The sequence below is a fragment of the Vibrio sp. 10N.222.49.C12 genome (assembly GCF_041475025.1).
In the GTDB taxonomy this organism is placed as follows: domain Bacteria; phylum Pseudomonadota; class Gammaproteobacteria; order Enterobacterales; family Vibrionaceae; genus Vibrio; species Vibrio crassostreae_C.
On sequence record NZ_JBFRVF010000003.1, the window covers coordinates 92,651 to 109,728 of the forward strand.

General features: G+C 44.7%; 12 protein-coding genes and 1 tRNA gene. 5 read left to right on the plus strand and 8 right to left on the minus strand.

The annotated features are described in order from the left end of the window. The first annotated feature begins 297 nt into the window (after positions 1-297). From AB4583_RS01705 to AB4583_RS01715, 3 genes are all read left to right on the plus strand, one after another. The gene (locus tag AB4583_RS01705; RefSeq protein WP_017062926.1) at positions 298-2,055 is read left to right on the plus strand and encodes an acetolactate synthase 3 large subunit; all 1,758 of its coding nucleotides are present in this window, start codon (positions 298-300) and stop codon (positions 2,053-2,055) included. Between the two features lies 1 nt (position 2,056). Then, entirely contained in the window at positions 2,057-2,551 is a 495-nt protein-coding gene (ilvN, locus tag AB4583_RS01710) for an acetolactate synthase small subunit (protein ID WP_008219984.1), read from the plus strand. 113 nt (positions 2,552-2,664) lie between these two features. Beyond that, positions 2,665-4,548, plus strand: coding sequence for a diguanylate cyclase (locus AB4583_RS01715; RefSeq protein WP_372116150.1), 1,884 nt, complete (start codon positions 2,665-2,667; stop codon positions 4,546-4,548). A gap of 582 nt (positions 4,549-5,130) precedes the next feature. On the opposite strand, the gene AB4583_RS01720 is transcribed toward AB4583_RS01715, so the two are convergent. Both AB4583_RS01720 and pykF read right to left on the minus strand, forming a co-directional pair. Beyond that, on the minus strand, positions 5,131-5,802 hold the full coding sequence (locus AB4583_RS01720) for a GntR family transcriptional regulator (protein ID WP_080582236.1): 672 nt from the start codon (positions 5,800-5,802) through the stop codon (positions 5,131-5,133). A 176-nt stretch (positions 5,803-5,978) separates the two neighbouring features. Beyond that, positions 5,979-7,391, minus strand: coding sequence for a pyruvate kinase PykF (gene pykF / locus AB4583_RS01725; protein WP_017061403.1), 1,413 nt, complete (start codon positions 7,389-7,391; stop codon positions 5,979-5,981). A 429-nt stretch (positions 7,392-7,820) separates the two neighbouring features. Between pykF and AB4583_RS01730 the strand changes: the two genes are divergently transcribed. Both AB4583_RS01730 and glmS read left to right on the plus strand, forming a co-directional pair. Next, positions 7,821-8,591, plus strand: a complete 771-nt coding sequence (locus AB4583_RS01730) for a DeoR/GlpR family DNA-binding transcription regulator (RefSeq protein ID WP_017061404.1) — start codon at positions 7,821-7,823, stop codon at positions 8,589-8,591. 107 nt (positions 8,592-8,698) lie between these two features. Next, positions 8,699-10,531 carry a glutamine--fructose-6-phosphate transaminase (isomerizing) gene (gene glmS, locus AB4583_RS01735; RefSeq protein WP_017061405.1) on the plus strand — a complete coding sequence of 611 codons (1,833 nt, stop codon included), beginning with the start codon at positions 8,699-8,701 and terminating at the stop codon, positions 10,529-10,531. A 102-nt stretch (positions 10,532-10,633) separates the two neighbouring features. Here glmS and AB4583_RS01740 read toward each other — a convergent pair whose 3' ends face one another. The 6 genes from AB4583_RS01740 to rpsU form a co-directional block, all read right to left on the minus strand. Continuing rightward, positions 10,634-11,902, minus strand: coding sequence for an O-acetylhomoserine aminocarboxypropyltransferase/cysteine synthase family protein (locus tag AB4583_RS01740; protein ID WP_372116153.1), 1,269 nt, complete (start codon positions 11,900-11,902; stop codon positions 10,634-10,636). Positions 11,903-12,106: 204 nt separating this feature from the next. Beyond that, a tRNA-Ile gene (locus AB4583_RS01745) sits at positions 12,107-12,182 on the minus strand. Positions 12,183-12,345: 163 nt separating this feature from the next. After that, positions 12,346-14,190: an RNA polymerase sigma factor RpoD gene (rpoD, locus tag AB4583_RS01750; RefSeq protein WP_017061407.1), complete on the minus strand. Its 1,845-nt coding sequence runs from the start codon at positions 14,188-14,190 to the stop codon at positions 12,346-12,348. Positions 14,191-14,289: 99 nt separating this feature from the next. Next, positions 14,290-16,041, minus strand: a complete 1,752-nt coding sequence (dnaG, locus tag AB4583_RS01755; protein ID WP_102428404.1) for a DNA primase — start codon at positions 16,039-16,041, stop codon at positions 14,290-14,292. A 119-nt stretch (positions 16,042-16,160) separates the two neighbouring features. Further along, entirely contained in the window at positions 16,161-16,604 is a 444-nt protein-coding gene (locus AB4583_RS01760) for a GatB/YqeY domain-containing protein (RefSeq protein WP_017061409.1), read from the minus strand. 25 nt (positions 16,605-16,629) lie between these two features. After that, on the minus strand, positions 16,630-16,845 hold the full coding sequence (gene rpsU, locus AB4583_RS01765) for a 30S ribosomal protein S21 (protein ID WP_004396009.1): 216 nt from the start codon (positions 16,843-16,845) through the stop codon (positions 16,630-16,632). Positions 16,846-17,078 lie beyond the last annotated feature (233 nt).

The following is a 17,078-nucleotide window of genomic DNA, read 5'->3' on the forward strand; positions in this document are numbered from 1 at the left end:
GCTTTTTTTTGTTCGCTAACTAGTGTTTAAACCTAGCGTGGGGGGCTGGGTTGGGTTTTATTTAATGCTTTGAGCTAATAGTTGGTTTTTTGGCACAGTTGCCGAATAACAGGTGTTAGACCAGATGATAATAAAGCGTTAAAGTTGTTTCGTATTACTGTTTGTTGTTATCACGACAGACAGCCATAGCCGAAAAAGTGGAAGTATTTCGAATTAGGCTACGAATAAGACCTAGACTATGAAAAACCAGCCCAACATGTTCACCAAATATGATTGGAAACTGGTGAGGAGAGCAATATGACAACAAAACCTGAAACAGCCATGTCATCCGGCGCTGAAATGTTATCCGGCGCTGAGATGGTGGTGCAGTCTCTAATTGAAGAGGGTGTAGAACAAATCTTTGGTTATCCAGGTGGTTCTGTACTTGATATCTACGATGCGCTGCATGCTAAAACTGCTGAAATTAAACACGTATTAGTACGACACGAACAAGCCGCTACCCACATGGCAGATGGCTATACTCGTTCTACTGGTAAACCGGGTGTAGTACTTGTGTGTTCTGGTCCAGGTGCGACCAATACCGTTACTGGTATTGCAACCGCCTACATGGACTCAATCCCAATGATTGTTATTTCTGGTAACGTACCAAATAACCTTATTGGTAACGACGCCTTCCAAGAGTGTGACATCGTGGGTGTATCACGCCCGATCGTTAAACACAGCTTCTTAGTTAAGAAAGCGGAAGATATCCCTGAAGTCGTTAAAAAAGCATTCTATATTTCAACGACAGGGCGTCCCGGTCCTGTGGTTATTGATCTGCCGAAAGATATCTTAAACCCACAAATCAAGCTTCCTTATGAATACCCAGAAACGCTCAAAATGCGTTCGTATAACCCAACGGTTACGGGTCATAAAGGTCAGATCAAAAAGGCGCTAAAAGCCCTTCTTGAAGCGAAGAAGCCGGTACTTTATGTCGGTGGTGGTGCGGTTATTTCTGAGGCAGATAAGCCGCTGTTAAAATTAGCAGAGGCACTGAATTTACCTGTGGTAAGCACCCTAATGGGGCTTGGCGCTTTCCCTGGCACCCATAAGAACTCTTTGGGTATGTTAGGCATGCATGGTTTATATGAAGCCAATATGGCGATGCACAATGCGGATTTGATCTTTGGCATTGGCGTACGTTTCGATGATCGAACGACTAATAACCTAGATAAGTACTGCCCTGATGCGAAGATCATGCACATTGATATCGACCCATCTTCGATCTCTAAGAACGTAAAAGTGGATCTACCGATTGTAGGTTCTGCTGAAAAGGTTCTAGAGAGCATGGTGAACTTGCTCGTTGAGCAAGGCGGCACTAACGATGCAGAAGCGATTGAAAGCTGGTGGAGTGAAATCAAGCAGTGGCAAGAGCGTGACTGCCTAGCTTACGAGAAATCGTCTGAGCGCATCAAACCACAGCAAGTAATTGAAACACTGCATAAAGTAACCAATGGCGATGCCTATGTTGCTTCTGACGTAGGTCAACACCAAATGTTTGCTGCTTTATACTACCCGTTTAACAAGCCACGTCGTTGGATTAACTCTGGTGGTCTAGGCACGATGGGCTTTGGCCTGCCTGCTGGTATGGGCGTTAAGTTTGCTAAGCCAGATGAAGAGGTGGTTGTGGTAACCGGTGACGGCAGTATTCAAATGAATATCCAAGAGCTGTCGACTGCGCTGCAATACAATATCCCGGTTAAGATTATCAACCTTAACAACCGTTTCCTAGGCATGGTAAAACAGTGGCAAGACATTGTTTATCAAGGCCGTTACTCTAACTCATATATGGACTCTGTTCCTGATTTTGCTGCTATCGCTGAGGCTTATGGCCACGTTGGTATGCGCATTTCATCTCCGGATGAATTGGAATCAGGTTTGGAAAAAGCACTGGCGATGAAAGACCGTTTGGTATTTGTCGATATTAGTGTGGATGACACCGAGCACGTATACCCAATGCAGATCAAAGGCGAGGGTATGGATAACATGTGGCTAAGCAAAACGGAGAGAACATAATATGAGACACATTATTTCACTACTAATGGAAAACCAACCTGGTGCGCTTTCTCGTGTGGTTGGCTTGTTTTCTCAGCGTGGCTACAACATCGAGTCTTTGAACGTATCTCCAACCGATGATCCGACGCTGTCTCGTTTGAACGTCACTACTAACTCGAGCGAAATGCAGCTTGAGCAGATTCAGAAACAACTGCATAAGCTAATCGACGTACTTAAAGTACAAGAAGTGTCTGAACTTGAACACATTGAACGTGAGCTGTTGATGGTAAAAGTACGTGCGAGCGGCTTTGCTCGTGCGGAAGTGAAGCGCACAGCGGATATCTTCCGTGGTCAGATCGTTGATGTTACGGCTTCTCAATATACGGTTCAAATGGCGGGTACTAGCGAGAAACTGGATGCCTTCATTCAGGCGCTGTCTGAAGTGACGGAAGTGCTTGAAGTAGCTCGAAGTGGTGTTGTTGGCATCGCACGAGGCGAACGTGCGTTGAAAGCCTAGACGATAAGTCTTTAAAAAATAACTTTAAAGCCGCTTTTTTAAGCGGCTTTTATTTTGTTAATTTTTTAGAGTGCTATAATCCCGCGCTGCACTTCCATTCATCTGAGTTAGCAATGCGAAATAAAAAATCAATAATTACATTGCTGATTATCTCTATCATATTGTCTTCTGCAGTATGTCTGTATTATTTGCAGCGCTACAAAGAAGTAAAACAGCAGAGCTTTGACTACTCAGCTAAGCAAGCCGTTCATCAGTTAGTGTATGCCAAGCGAGATTATGATCTTCTCAAGACTCAGTTAGTCTCGGTCATGGAGCTACTCAGTCATAGCCAGAGCTTGGTTAACTTTGCTTCCTCTCCCTCAGACCAAACCAAACATCTACTTGAAGAGGTCTGGCAATCTGTTCTCGTGAACCAGAAGTGGTATACACAAATCCATCTGTTAGATGTCACTGGCAAAGAATTGGTGCGTGTTAACTATTCCTCTGATACCGGTAGAGTGACGTTTCCTCAACAGCTGCAAGATAGGTCGGATTCTAACTACTTCCAATACGCTCAAAAACTAGAAGCCGAACAGATTGGCGGTTGGGGTATTGAGCTTGAAACTGAGCATGGTGAAGTCACCTTCCCTTATTCGCCGGTAATCCGTGTCTTTACCCCAGTAGAAACCCCTGACGAAAGAGTAGGCTACCTCGTCATCAATCTTGATGTATGGGGCTTATCGTCGCGTCTGAGCTTTTCACCAGATAACGATCTTAGAGCAGAAGTTCTCAATGACGCGGGTTACTTCATCGCGAGTAACAACAGCGGTAAGTTGTTCGGAGACTCTATTCCTGAAAGAAAAGGCTATAACCTGAAAAATATCGCGCCGAAGACGTGGGATGCGATCTCCAATGATCAGGTGGGATACGTTTTTGAAGATGGTAATTTGTTTGCCTTTAACACGGTTATGCTCGCGAACAGTCAAAAGGTCCATTTACTGATTCAACTTAATCAAAAGCAACTGATGGATCGGGCTGAGCGTGATCTAGATGATTTGGCCCATGAAGAGATCATTGTTCTGATTACGGTGCTGATATTCGCTTTCCCGTTTGCTTACCTGGTGACGCACTGCCGACGCCGAAGCCTAGAGAGTAAATTGGCACGAGCCGCATTGAATGGTATGTCGGCAGTGATGATCTCTGACAAGCAGCACCGCACAATGATGATCAATAACGAATTTGAGAACATGACTGGGTACTGCAAAAAACAAGTTATCGGTCAGAATGCCCTGCAGTTGTTGCTTGAGAATACCGACCAAGTACTCTCAAGTTCGGCTATCTGGAGTCATTTAGAGCAAGAAGAAGTATGGGAAGGGGAAGTTCAGTGTAAGAACAAACTGCGTATTCCTTTTACAGCGATCATGCGAGTGCATGCGGTCAAAAACAATTCAGGCAAAGTCAGTTACTACATCACCTCGTTGGTTGATATTTCCGTAAGGAAGGAGCTTGAGGTGCGTTTGAGGATCTTAAGTGAACGTGACTCTTTGAGTAACCTCTGGAACAGACGAAAGTTCGAAGAGCAGTTGGCCTACTATTCTCGCTTGGTTGAGCGTTACCCGAACGAAGCTACCACTTGCTTAGCCTTAGTCGACATCGATAACTTCAAGCGAATCAATGATGAACTTGGCCACGACGAAGGTGACCGAGTGATTGCTGGTGTTGCTAAGCTTCTGCAAGACAGTCTTCGTGGGACGGATTTTGTTGCACGTGTCGGAGGGGAAGAGTTTGCACTCTTGATGCCACACACCTCACTGCCAGAAGCAAAGCGCGTATTGGATCGCTTACGAATCGAGATTGAGCTAGCGGCCGGAACTAAGGTAACAGTGAGTGTTGGCTTTACGGATTTAACCAGTAACAGCACTCGCTCATACAAGTGTGCGGATGTTGCGCTTTACGAATCTAAATCGTCTGGCCGTAATACGGTCTCTATGTGTCCTAGCTATGATGATGTCGCTTAGGCTCGCTTCTATCTAGTCCTGTCTTCTATTTCCTTCACCTCTTCAAGTCGCGGCCCGACTCACTTTATCTCTCCCCCTTTTTATAGGAATCTCACTTTTGAGCGACCTATGTCACAAAATCTATACAGTTAGACTAAAGTCTAATGCTGGTGGAAATTTGAGCTAAAATGAACAATAAGTAAACTACCTTGCTTCAGATTACATCGTGCTTAACGGTGTAATAAATAGAGTGTTTACCAGATGTAAAAGGATGACACCGTTAACTTAATTCAACTGATTAGCTAGCCTTTTCAATGGTTTGAAAGGCAGCAGTAGAATTAGGTTAGCTGGAGCAATAGTTTGGGGATCATACAGTCTGGTTAAAAGAGGCGTGGTATGTTTGTCGATTTTTTAGTGAGGTTAACCATAGGCACATTAGCCATTCTTGGCTTTCAACTTAGTGCATTGTATTTTTTACCTATGGTTGTGCTGCTCAATACTCATCACAAAGAGTTTTTTGGGTGGTAGTTCAGTCGTGGTACTGGAAACAAAAAAACGGAGCCGCTGGGCTCCGTTTTTATTTGGTTAGAATCTATCTTGGCATCATGCCGCTTCGATAACTTCTTCAATTCGTTTCATTGAACCTAGCAGGTGTTGATCAAGCAGTTCTGTTGCTTGTTCTACATTCTTAGAGAGTACTAGTTTCATGATCATTTCGTGCTCATCAATATTGAACAGATCATCAGATGCGCTTTCTGCAGACATAGCGAGGAAGCGGTAACGTTTCACTTGGTTAATTAGGTCATCAAAGAACTTAAACATGTTCTCTGAATCTGCACCTTCAAGCAGTGCGACATGGAATTGCTGGTGGCGCTCTTCCCATTCTACACAGTCAAACTCTTCAGATACGTACTGTACTCGCGATAGTTTATGGTAAGACGTTAGTACATCCAGTTCCCAGCTCTCATCACCTGCTGCAATCGCTTTTTTAAGCAGAACCGATGATACAACACGAAGGCTTTCGTATAGGTCATTCAGTTCTTTCTTTGATACAGGAGATACCCAGCAGCCTTTTTGTGGCTCTAGCTTTACGTATTTGCTCCAAGATAACTGTACCAAGGCTTCGCGAATAGGGGATGCGCCAACGTTGTAGCGTGCTTTTAGATCAGCAACAACAAGCTTTTGGCCTGGGGTTAACTCACCATTAAGAATATCTTGGCGAATCATCTTTGATACTTTGTCAGTGAGCGTAGGACTAGACATTACAAACCTCATCTATATATGATTTCTAGTCTGCTAATCCGTCTCTTAGAAAGAGTCAGTTGGAGGTTAACAGTACGTAGTTCTATTGTGATTGATAATACAGCGTACTGAAAAGTTAGGCAAGATTTTGTTTCATAAAAAAAGAGGGCCGAAGCCCTCTTTTATATTTTATGCGAATCGGTTCATTCTTATAGAACGTGAACAGATGCCGTGTTTGTAGTACCAGAAGCCACTAGAGCACCAGAAACCATAACTACGATGTCGCCTTTGTTACCTAGGCCAGATTGTAGAGCGATTTCTTTACCGTTGATGTAGAACGCGTCTGTGTTCTCGATAGAGTCAACAAGAACTGGCTTAACACCTTTAGTAAGAACTAGCTGTGCAGCTGTCTTTTCGTTAGTTGTTAGAGCTAGGATGTTTGCAGTTGGGAAGTACTTACGTACTGAACGTGCAGATTTACCGCCTTCAGTTGCAACAACGATTAGAGGAGCAGCTAGCTTCTCTGCTGTGTCTACAGCGCCTTTACATACTGCTTCAGTGATGCGTAGACGTGGGCTGTCTAGACGAGAACCTAGCTCAGCTTTAAGTGCTGAATCAGTACGGTTCGCGATTTGAGCCATGATAGTAACAGCTTCAACTGGGTACTTACCTTTAGCAGTTTCACCAGAAAGCATTACTGCATCAGTACCATCCATGATTGCGTTCGCAACGTCACCCGCTTCAGCACGAGTTGGACGTGGGTTGCTGATCATAGAGTCAAGCATTTGAGTTGCAGTGATAACCATCTTACGTGCACGGTTACACTTCTCGATCATCATCTTCTGAGCGAAGATTACTTCTTCAGCTGGGATTTCAACACCTAGGTCACCACGAGCAACCATGATGCCGTCAGAAGCTTCAAGGATTGAATCGAAGTTATCTACACCTTCTTGGTTTTCAATCTTAGAAATGATGTGGATGTTCTCGCCGCCGTTAGCGTTTAGAAGCTCACGGATTTCTTTAACGTCTTCTTCTTTACGGATGAAAGAAGCAGCAACGAAATCTACGCCTTGCTCACAACCAAACTTAAGGTCAGCTTTGTCTTTCTCAGAAAGAGCAGGAAGTTGAACAGAAACGCCAGGAAGGTTAACACCTTTGTTTTCGCCTAGAGCACCGTTGTTAAGAACTTTACACTTAACTTCAGTTTCTGTTGTTGCGATAACTTCCATTTCGATTAGGCCGTCATCAACAAGGATAGTGTTACCTGCTGTTAGGTCTTTAGCGAAACCTAGGTAAGTTACTGCTACTACGTCTTTGTTACCAACAACTGTTGCGTCAGTTGTGAAAGTGAACTCTTGACCAGCTACTAGATCTACGTCGTTACCATCTTCAAGTTTGATAGTACGGATTTCTGGACCTTTAGTATCTAGAAGGATAGCAAGTTGCTCACCTTTGTTTTCCATTACTTTACGGAAGTTCGCGATACGAGTGCCGTGCTCTGCGAAATCACCGTGAGAGAAGTTAAGACGCATAACGTTCATGCCAGCATCTACTAGTTCAGTTAGCTTCTCTACAGATTCAGTTTTAGGGCCAATCGTACATACGATTTTGGTCTTTTTCATGGAAGGTACTCTCCGGTAAGTATTGTTACAATTTGAAATTTATTTAAGTTCTGAAGATTGGTCCGCTACATCAACATTTTGTGCCTGTTGTGTAAAAGCGCGGGACTTCCAATATGTCCTTCAGAGTTGTAAGTCTTTCATCAATTTTAGTCATTTTATGACTAAAAGATTTTGATTCAATATCGGTTTTCTGTGACTTACCCCACTATATAGGGGGTAAGTTGCAAAAAAATAACAGTCAGTTTTGTAATTTTTTTTCTTTTCGGGTGCGGATTCTACCACCTAATGAGTTCAATATCACTGCTTAACAATTGTCTTAGGACAAGGTTTTATCGCTATTTATTAATTTTTTGGATCAAAATAAATGGACTAAATAGTTTCGTTGTAACTATAATATGTTTCATATCGAAACTTAATGGCCTTTTTTAAATGTCGAAACGAAACACCCAGCTCAGAAGACATGCAATTTCTAACCTAGTGAATGAAAAAGGGGAGGTTAGTGTTGATGAATTATCCGCTAAGTTCGAAACCTCAGAAGTCACTATTAGAAAGGACTTGGCGTCTTTAGAGAAAAACGGTCAGCTTTTACGCCGTTATGGTGGTGCGATTTCGTTACCGAAAGAGGTTGTCAACGAAGAACTGGGTCAACAAGTTTCGACTCGAAAGATTTCATTGGCAAAAGCCGCTGCAGATTTAATTCGCGACCATAACCGCATCGTGATCGATAGTGGCAGTACGACCGGTGCTCTAATTCAGCAGCTTAATGCTAAGCGTGGCTTGGTTGTTATGACCAACTCATTGCACGTTGCTAATGCGCTTAATGAGCTTGAAAGCGAGCCGACGTTATTAATGACTGGCGGCACTTGGGATACCCATTCGGACTCTTTCCAAGGCAAAGTTGCAGAGTCGGTACTTCGTGCTTACGATTTTGACCAACTATTTATTGGGGCTGATGGTATCGACCTCGATAGAGGCACAACCACGTTTAACGAACTGGTTGGCCTGAGCAAAGTAATGGCTGAAGTGTCACGAGAAGTGATCGTGATGGTTGAGTCGGAAAAGGTGGGACGAAAGATCCCGAACTTAGAGCTGGCATGGGAACACATTGACATCTTAATTACCGATACAGACTTAGGCGAAGAATCCAAAGCAAGTATCGAATCACATGATGTTCGAGTGATCCTGACCGATCCAGCGTAAAAACAAATTTAAGTATTATGCATTTACCTTCCTATAATTGATCTTAATGAAGATTTGGCCTTTGCTTGCTGCCAATAGGAATAAAACAAAATTGATGGAGTGAAACTATGTGTGGAATTGTTGGTGCAGTAGCACAGCGTGATGTAGCTGAAATTTTAGTAGAAGGCCTTCGTCGTCTAGAATACCGTGGCTACGATTCAGCTGGTGTCGCTGTAGTCGATACTGAATCTAACCTAACTCGTGTACGCCGCCTAGGTAAAGTACAAGAGCTAGCTGACGCAGTAGAAGAGCAACAAGTGATTGGTGGTACAGGTATCGCTCATACACGTTGGGCGACACACGGTGAGCCGTCTGAAGCGAACGCACACCCACACATGTCTGGTGATATTGCCGTTGTACACAATGGCATTATCGAAAACCACGAAGCACTGCGCGCTATGCTGCAAGAGCGTGGTTACGTATTTACTTCACAAACGGATACAGAAGTTATTGCTCACTTAGTTGAGTGGGAACTTCGCACTTCAGCTTCTTTGGTTGAAGCGCTACAGAAAACAGCAAAACAATTAGACGGTGCGTACGGCACGGTTGCGGTTGATCGTAAAGATCCTAGCCGTATCGTTGTAGCTCGTTCTGGTAGCCCGATCGTTATCGGTTTTGGTGTCGGCGAGAACTTCCTTGCTTCTGATCAACTGGCGCTACTGAGCGTAACTCGTCGCTTCATGTACCTAGAAGAAGGTGATGTTGCTGAGGTAACTCGTCGTGATGTTACGGTATTTGATGTAGCGGGTGAGCGTGTTGAGCGTGAAATCGTTGAGTCAAACGCTGAACACGACGCAGGTGACAAAGGTCAATACCGCCACTTCATGCAGAAAGAGATCTTCGAGCAGCCAACAGCGCTGATCAATACAATGGAAGGCCGTATCTCTGACACTTCGGTTATCACTAACGCGATCGGCGTTAAAGCTGAAGAGATCCTAAGCAAGGTTGAACACGTGCAGATCATCGCATGTGGTACGTCTTACAACTCAGGCATGGCAGCGCGTTACTGGTTTGAATCTCTAGCTGGCGTAAGCTGTGACGTAGAGATTGCTTCTGAATTCCGTTACCGTGATTTCGTTGTTCGTCCGAACAGCCTATTGGTGACTCTGTCTCAATCTGGTGAAACGGCGGATACGCTTGCTGCACTTCGTCTTGCAAAAGAGAAGGGTTATATGTCTGCAATGACTATCTGTAACGTTGCGGGTTCTTCACTGGTTCGTGAATCTGATTTTGCCTTCATGACTCGCGCAGGAACAGAGATCGGTGTTGCTTCTACTAAAGCTTTCACAACTCAACTAGCAGCGATGCTGATGATGGTAACGTCAATTGGTCGTCTACAAGGTCGTATCAATGAAGAAAAAGAAGCGGAAATCGTTCAAGCACTTCACCAACTGCCTGCTGATATCGAGAAAGCATTAGCGTTCGATAAAGAAATTGAAGCACTGGCACCTGATTTTGCTGATAAGCATCACACACTGTTCTTGGGTCGTGGTGAGTTCTACCCAATCGCGATGGAAGCGTCTCTTAAACTGAAAGAGATCTCTTACATCCACGCAGAAGCATACGCAGCTGGTGAGCTTAAGCACGGTCCTTTGGCTCTTATCGATGCAGATATGCCTGTAGTCGTTATTGCACCAAGCAACGACTTGCTAGAGAAGCTGAAATCGAACGTTGAAGAAGTGCGTGCTCGTGGCGGTCTACTTTACGTATTCGCTGATGAAGATGCGGGCTTTGAAAGCGATGAGAACATGAAGATCATCAAGATGCCTCACGTAAGTGAAGTAACAGCGCCTATCTACTACACAGTACCGATGCAGCTGCTGTCTTACCATGTCGCACTAATAAAAGGTACCGACGTTGACCAACCTCGTAACCTAGCGAAAGCGGTAACAGTTGAGTAATCGACAGCTTACCTAAGATATAGATAATAAGAAGCCCATCCTGTGATGGGCTTTTTTATGTCTGTTAGTTAACGATCAGTGTTAGAGCTAGCTGTAGCGTCATTAAGCGCTCAGTGCTTGCTCTAGGTCAGCCAAGATATCGTCAATGTGCTCGATACCTACTGATAGGCGAATCATCTCCGGTGATACACCGGCTTGTTTCTGTTCAGCTTCGCTTAGTTGACGGTGTGTCGTCGAAGCTGGGTGACAAGCGAGAGATTTCGCATCGCCAATGTTAACTAAGCGCTTGAAGATTTGCAGTGCATCATAGAAGCGAACACCGGCTTCATAACCGTCTTTTAAACCAAAAGATAGAATGGCCGATGGCTTACCTTGCATGTACTTTTCAGCGAGTGGATAGAATTCTGAATCAGGCAGGCCAGCGTAACTTACCCAACTGACTTTCTCGTGTTGCTTGAGGTATTCCGCTACTTTCAAGGCATTCTCTGTGTGTCGCTCCATGCGTAGCGACAACGTCTCCAAACCTTGCATCAACATGAAAGCATTCATTGGTGACAGTGCTGCACCTGTATTACGTAGGGGAACCGTTCTAGCACGACCAATAAACGCAGCCTCACCAAATGCCTCGGTATAAACCACGCCATGATAAGAAGGCTCTGGCTGATTAAAAACAGGGAAGCGCTCTTTGTGCTCTGCCCATGGGAATTTTCCTGAATCGACAATCACGCCACCTAACGTTGTACCGTGACCACCCACGTATTTGGTTAGTGAGTGCACCACGATGTCAGCACCAAAATCGATAGGTTTACACAGCACAGGCGTCGCTACCGTGTTATCAACAATCACAGGTACACCTTGTGCGTGAGCAAGTTCAGCAACACGCTCTAAGTCGATAATATTACCTGCTGGGTTACCGATACTTTCACAGTAAACCGCCTTGGTTTTTTCATCGATCAGTGCCGCTAAGCTTTCTGGTTTGTCGTCTTTAGCAAAACGAACTTCAATTCCTTGGTTTGGCAACATGTGAGCAAATAGGGTGTAAGTACCACCGTAAAGCTGAGGCGTTGAGACAATGTTGTCACCGATTTGCGCCAACGTCTGAATCGCGTAGTTGATCGCAGCACTGCCCGCACTTACCACTAAGCCTGCAATCCCCCCTTCTAAGGCTGCCATGCGTTTTTCTAACACATCATTGGTTGGATTCATTATCCGTGTGTAGATATTACCTGGCACCGCAAGGTTAAACAGGTCGGCGCCATGTTGTGCGTCATCGAATTCGTAAGCGACGGTTTGGTAAATAGGTGTGGCAACCGATTTGGTTGTTGGATCAGTTTCGTAGCCGAAGTGAATCGAGAGTGTTTCGTCTTTCATGTTTCTTCCCTGAACTATTGAATGATTTGTGTACACTCATATTGCCGATTTTTTTATAAAAGAAAAGTATGTTTAGTCACAGAGAGGCAATTGGAATTGTGTGCGGGATGATTCGTTATTGGTTCGGAAGTGCAGGGTGTGATTGGTACTGAATCAGAAAAGCAAAAAGCCAGAGCAGCGTGAACTGTTCTGGCTTTTCTAATTTGGTGGCCCCTCCCAGATTTGAACTGGGGACCGAACGATTATGAGTCGTGCGCTCTAACCACTGAGCTAAGGGGCCGTAGGGCATAGATTATAGGGGAAGCGTTCAATGGTGTCTAGACACTATAAGGGGCAATTCCGCTTACATCTTAGCCACTTAAATCACACAGATAAAAAAAAGGTGAGCCAACGCTCACCTTTTCTTATTTATGCTTAAAAGCTAACCACACTAAAGCGTGTGATTACTCGTCTAGGAAGCTACGCAGAGTTTCTGAGCGGCTTGGGTGACGAAGTTTACGCAGTGCTTTTGCTTCGATCTGACGGATACGTTCACGAGTTACGTCGAACTGCTTGCCCACTTCTTCAAGAGTGTGGTCAGTGTTCATGTCGATACCGAAACGCATACGCAGTACTTTAGCTTCACGAGGTGTTAGGCCTGCAAGAACGTCTTTAGTTGCACCGCGTAGGCTGGTTGCCGTTGCAGAGTCTAGAGGTAGTTCTAGCGTTGTATCTTCGATGAAATCACCTAGGTGCGAATCTTCGTCGTCACCGATTGGTGTCTCCATTGAGATTGGCTCTTTAGCGATTTTCAGTACTTTACGGATCTTGTCTTCAGGCATTTGCATGCGTTCAGCCAGTTCTTCCGGAAGTGGTTCACGACCCATCTCTTGTAGCATTTGACGAGAGATACGGTTTAGTTTGTTGATCGTTTCGATCATGTGAACCGGAATACGGATAGTACGAGCTTGGTCGGCAATCGAACGAGTGATTGCTTGACGGATCCACCAAGTAGCGTAAGTAGAGAACTTGTAACCACGACGGTATTCAAACTTATCTACCGCTTTCATCAGACCGATGTTACCTTCTTGGATTAGATCCAGGAATTGTAGACCACGGTTTGTGTACTTCTTAGCAATCGAGATTACTAGACGTAAGTTCGCTTCAACCATCTCTTTCTTCGCACGACGAGCTTTCGCTTCACCGATAGACATGCGACGGCTGATATCTTTGATGCTTTGAACAGTAAGAGACGTTTCACGTTCGATCATATCCAGCTTTTGGATAGAGCGACGGATGTCGTGCTCGTTACGTTTAATCTTTTCTGCGTATGGCTTGTCTGAAGCAAGAACTTCATCCAACCATGCTTCGCTAGATTCGTTGCCAGTAAATAGAGCAATGAAAGATTTCTTCGGCATTTTGCCGTACTCAACCGTTTGACGCATGATTAGGCGTTCTTGAGTACGTACGCGATCCATAGAGTTACGCAGTTCGTTTACTAGGTAATCAAACTGTTTTGGTGTTAGACGGAACTCTTTGAATACGTCTTGCATCATTGTCGTTGCAAGCGTTGCTTTCGGGCTTTCATGGCCGTACTCGTTGATCGCTAGCTGACGGTTCTGGTAGCTAGTACGAAGCGCTGTGAACTTCTCAAGAGCAAGCTCAGGATCGATACCTGTATCTTCTTCTTCCTCTTCCTCGTCGTCTTCAGCGTCTTCTTTGTCTTCGTCTTCCAGATCAGTTTCAGCAAGTTCTGAACCGATGTGAGTCGCCGTTGGCGCAGCTGTGCCATCGTCGTCTGGGTCAACAAAGCCATTGATTAGGTCTGTTAAGCGAATCTCTTCTGCTTGTACGCGGTCAAACTGTTCCAAGATGTATGGAATAGTGCCTGGGTACTCAGCAACCGATAGTTGAACTGTATTGATACCATCTTCAATACGTTTCGCAATGTCGATTTCGCCTTCACGAGTCAGTAGTTCAACCGTACCCATTTCACGCATGTACATACGAACTGGGTCAGTAGTACGGCCAATCTCGCTTTCTACGCTTGAAAGCGCAGCAGCTGCAGCTTCGGCTGCATCTTCATCTATATTGGCATCGTCATCATTAAGTGCTAGATCATCAGCATCAGGTGCAGTTTCAACTACCTTGATACCCATGTCGTTGATCATTTGAATGATGTCTTCTACCTGTTCAGAATCCACGATTTCTGCAGGTAGGTGGTCGTTTACTTCGGCGTAGGTCAGATAGCCTTGTTCCTTGCCTTTAATAACAAGTAATTTTAGCTGTGACTGCGGATTTTGATCCATAGATGATATCCAACTTCAGGTCTGGTGAAGGACGTTGCATTCTCAAATGCAAACCAATTATGTTAACAAATTTATTAAATGCTGACTAATCAAACAGGGTTACGCTTTTAGATCTAGCATTAAAGCTAGTAGCTCCCTTTTTTCTTCGGCTGATAAACCGACGCTTCTTGCTTTGGCCTGCAGGTTTTCAATTTGTTTTTCAACGCACTGGGCAAGTATATTGTCCAATGAGTCTAAAAATATGTCTTCTTGATTGTCTTCGTCGAGGGGGATTTCCCAGCTCGCGAGACGAGACAGAAGAGCCTCATGTTTATTGTGTCGCCAATGCTCTAATAATTGGCCTGTGTTGATATGGGGATGCGCATGGCATTTATCAAGTACTTCGACGAATAAACTTAGTCCAGGCAGCTGTAAGCCTTTGACACTTGATAAATCCGGTACCATATCAGCATAGCTCGGATTTTGGATAAGCAAAGCGATAACTTCACGCATTGGAGTGCGCTTGAGCTCTTTATGCGGTTGAGGTATCGGGTTCTGTGTATGAACACGCGCTCGCCTCAATTGGTTATCAAATCCAGTGCGCTCATCGAGCAATTTTTCGAGCAACTCTTGGAAGTAACTGTCAGGGATTTTGTTAATCAAGGCGCTAGCGTGTGCACGCAGTGCCGATTTTCCTTCGGTTGTTCCCAAGTTCAACTTGTGTATTTCAATCAGGTTATCGAACAAATAAGTCGAAAGCGGCGTCGCATTATGAACAAGCTGTTCGAAAGCGGCTTTGCCGTGTTCTCTTATATAGCTGTCTGGGTCTTCACCGTCGGGCAAGAATAGAAACTTGAGTGTGTTACCGGTTTTCAGGTACTCAAGGGCATTTTCTAGTGCGCGCCACGCGGCTTCTTTACCTGCTCGGTCACCATCGTAACAACAAACCACTGTGCTGGTTTGGCGGAACAGCATTTGAACGTGGTCACCGGTTGTCGAGGTGCCCAGTGATGCTACTGAGTAATCAACACCATATTGCGCTAATGCCACGACATCCATGTAACCTTCAACCACAAGTATTTGCGGCGGTTCACGGTAGGCTTGCAGCACTTCATAAAGGCCGTAAAGCTCTTTACCTTTATGGAAGATAGGCGTTTCTGGTGAGTTGAGATATTTTGGAGTACCGTCTTCTAATACACGACCACCAAAACCAATCACACGGCCACGACGATCGCGAATCGGGAACATTACGCGTCCACGGAATCGGTCGTATCGGTTACCTTTATCGTTCTCAATTAACATGCCGCCAGTTACGAGCATGTCTTGGGCTTCTTTCTGTTGGCCAAAGTTCTTACGAACTAAGTCCCACTCATCGGCCACATAACCAATGCCAAACTTCTGGACGATCTCGCCCGAAAGGCCACGATTCTTTAGGTAATCAATCGCAGGTTTGTTGGCTGATATTTTCAGTTGAGAGCGGTAAAAATTACTGATGCCGCCCATCAAATCGTAGAGGTTACGTTTTTGTTCGCTGTTGGCTCTTGGTGCTGTTGATATCTCGCCGCTGCGTTGCTCTCTAGGAACATCGAGGCCTAAGAAAGAGGCAAGCTCTTCAATCGCTTCAACAAAATCGAGACGTTCGAACTCCATAATGAAGTCGATAGCATTACCGTGTACGCCACAACCAAAGCAGTGATAAAACTGTTTTTCTTGGCTTACGCTAAAAGAAGGGGTCTTTTCGTTGTGGAATGGGCAACAAGCACCATAGTTTTTGCCTTTTTTCTTAAGTTTCACGCGTGCGTCCACTATGTCGACAATGTCGAGACGCGCTAGGAGATCATCAATGAAACTACGCGGGATGTGTCCTGCCATAAAACCTTAGAAAAATGCACTAACTGAGAGTGTGGATAATAATAGTTTGAATAGGTTACAGATACAAACAAGCCGTGCGTTCCGAAGGATTGCACGGCTTGTTGCAATTTGATTTGGGATTAAGCGAGTTTAGAACGAACTAAACCACTAACTTTACCCATATCTGCACGCCCTTGAATTTGTGGTTTCAAGATAGCCATTACTTTACCCATGTCTTGCATGCCCGCTGGTTGAGCTTCGGCGATTGCGCTATCAAGTAGTGCAATAACTTCTTCATCACTTAGCGGTTGAGGCATAAAGCCTTCAAGTACCGTAATTTCTGCTTTTTCCACGTCAGCAAGATCTTGACGATTTGCTGATTCATATTGAGCAACAGAATCGCGACGTTGCTTAACCATTTTAACTAATACAGCAAGAATGTCGTCGTCGTTCAGAGTGATCCGTTCGTCAACTTCACGTTGCTTAATTGCTGAAAGAGCTAAGCGGATAGTGCCAAGGCGCGGTTTGTCCTTGGCTTTCATCGCTAATTTTTGCTCTTCTTTGAGTTGTTCAATAAGAGCCATAACTCAGTCCTTATGGATTAAGTTATTAGTACAGGCGAACGCGACGTGCGTTTTCGCGAGCTAGCTTCTTAGCGTGACGCTTTTGAGCTGCTGCTTTAGCGCGTTTGCGAACTGTAGTTGGCTTTTCGTAGTGCTCGCGACGGCGAACTTCAGAAAGGATACCTGCTTTTTCACAAGAGCGCTTGAAACGACGTAGTGCAACGTCGAACGGTTCGTTTTCACGTACTTTAACTATTGGCATATGCCTTTCACCTCAGGGGTTATTCATTATCGCTGGCTACTCAGTACCAAATCAGAGAAGTTACCCATCGAGCTAACTCTCTATTCGCGTTTGGCCATTAACCAGCTTGATCAAAAATGGTGCGGAATTTTAATCCGATCACAGTGGCTTTGTAAAGCACTTTGTCGATTATAGTCTGTACAATATTTGTTTGAAGAGCTTAGGCAGGGTAATATTGCGCTAATTTCCCATTT

What these genes read in the sequence shown, in the direction of transcription:
- AB4583_RS01705 (WP_017062926.1), top strand. Translation starts at nt 298, where the DNA reads ATGACAACAAAACCTGAAACAGCCATGTCATCCGGCGCTGAAATGTTA.
- ilvN (WP_008219984.1), top strand. Translation starts at nt 2,057, where the DNA reads ATGAGACACATTATTTCACTACTAATGGAAAACCAACCTGGTGCGCTT.
- AB4583_RS01715 (WP_372116150.1), top strand. Translation starts at nt 2,665, where the DNA reads ATGCGAAATAAAAAATCAATAATTACATTGCTGATTATCTCTATCATA.
- AB4583_RS01720 (WP_080582236.1), bottom strand. Translation starts at nt 5,802, where the DNA reads ATGAGGTTTGTAATGTCTAGTCCTACGCTCACTGACAAAGTATCAAAG.
- pykF (WP_017061403.1), bottom strand. Translation starts at nt 7,391, where the DNA reads ATGAAAAAGACCAAAATCGTATGTACGATTGGCCCTAAAACTGAATCT.
- AB4583_RS01730 (WP_017061404.1), top strand. Translation starts at nt 7,821, where the DNA reads ATGTCGAAACGAAACACCCAGCTCAGAAGACATGCAATTTCTAACCTA.
- glmS (WP_017061405.1), top strand. Translation starts at nt 8,699, where the DNA reads ATGTGTGGAATTGTTGGTGCAGTAGCACAGCGTGATGTAGCTGAAATT.
- AB4583_RS01740 (WP_372116153.1), bottom strand. Translation starts at nt 11,902, where the DNA reads ATGAAAGACGAAACACTCTCGATTCACTTCGGCTACGAAACTGATCCA.
- rpoD (WP_017061407.1), bottom strand. Translation starts at nt 14,190, where the DNA reads ATGGATCAAAATCCGCAGTCACAGCTAAAATTACTTGTTATTAAAGGC.
- dnaG (WP_102428404.1), bottom strand. Translation starts at nt 16,041, where the DNA reads ATGGCAGGACACATCCCGCGTAGTTTCATTGATGATCTCCTAGCGCGT.
- AB4583_RS01760 (WP_017061409.1), bottom strand. Translation starts at nt 16,604, where the DNA reads ATGGCTCTTATTGAACAACTCAAAGAAGAGCAAAAATTAGCGATGAAA.
- rpsU (WP_004396009.1), bottom strand. Translation starts at nt 16,845, where the DNA reads ATGCCAATAGTTAAAGTACGTGAAAACGAACCGTTCGACGTTGCACTA.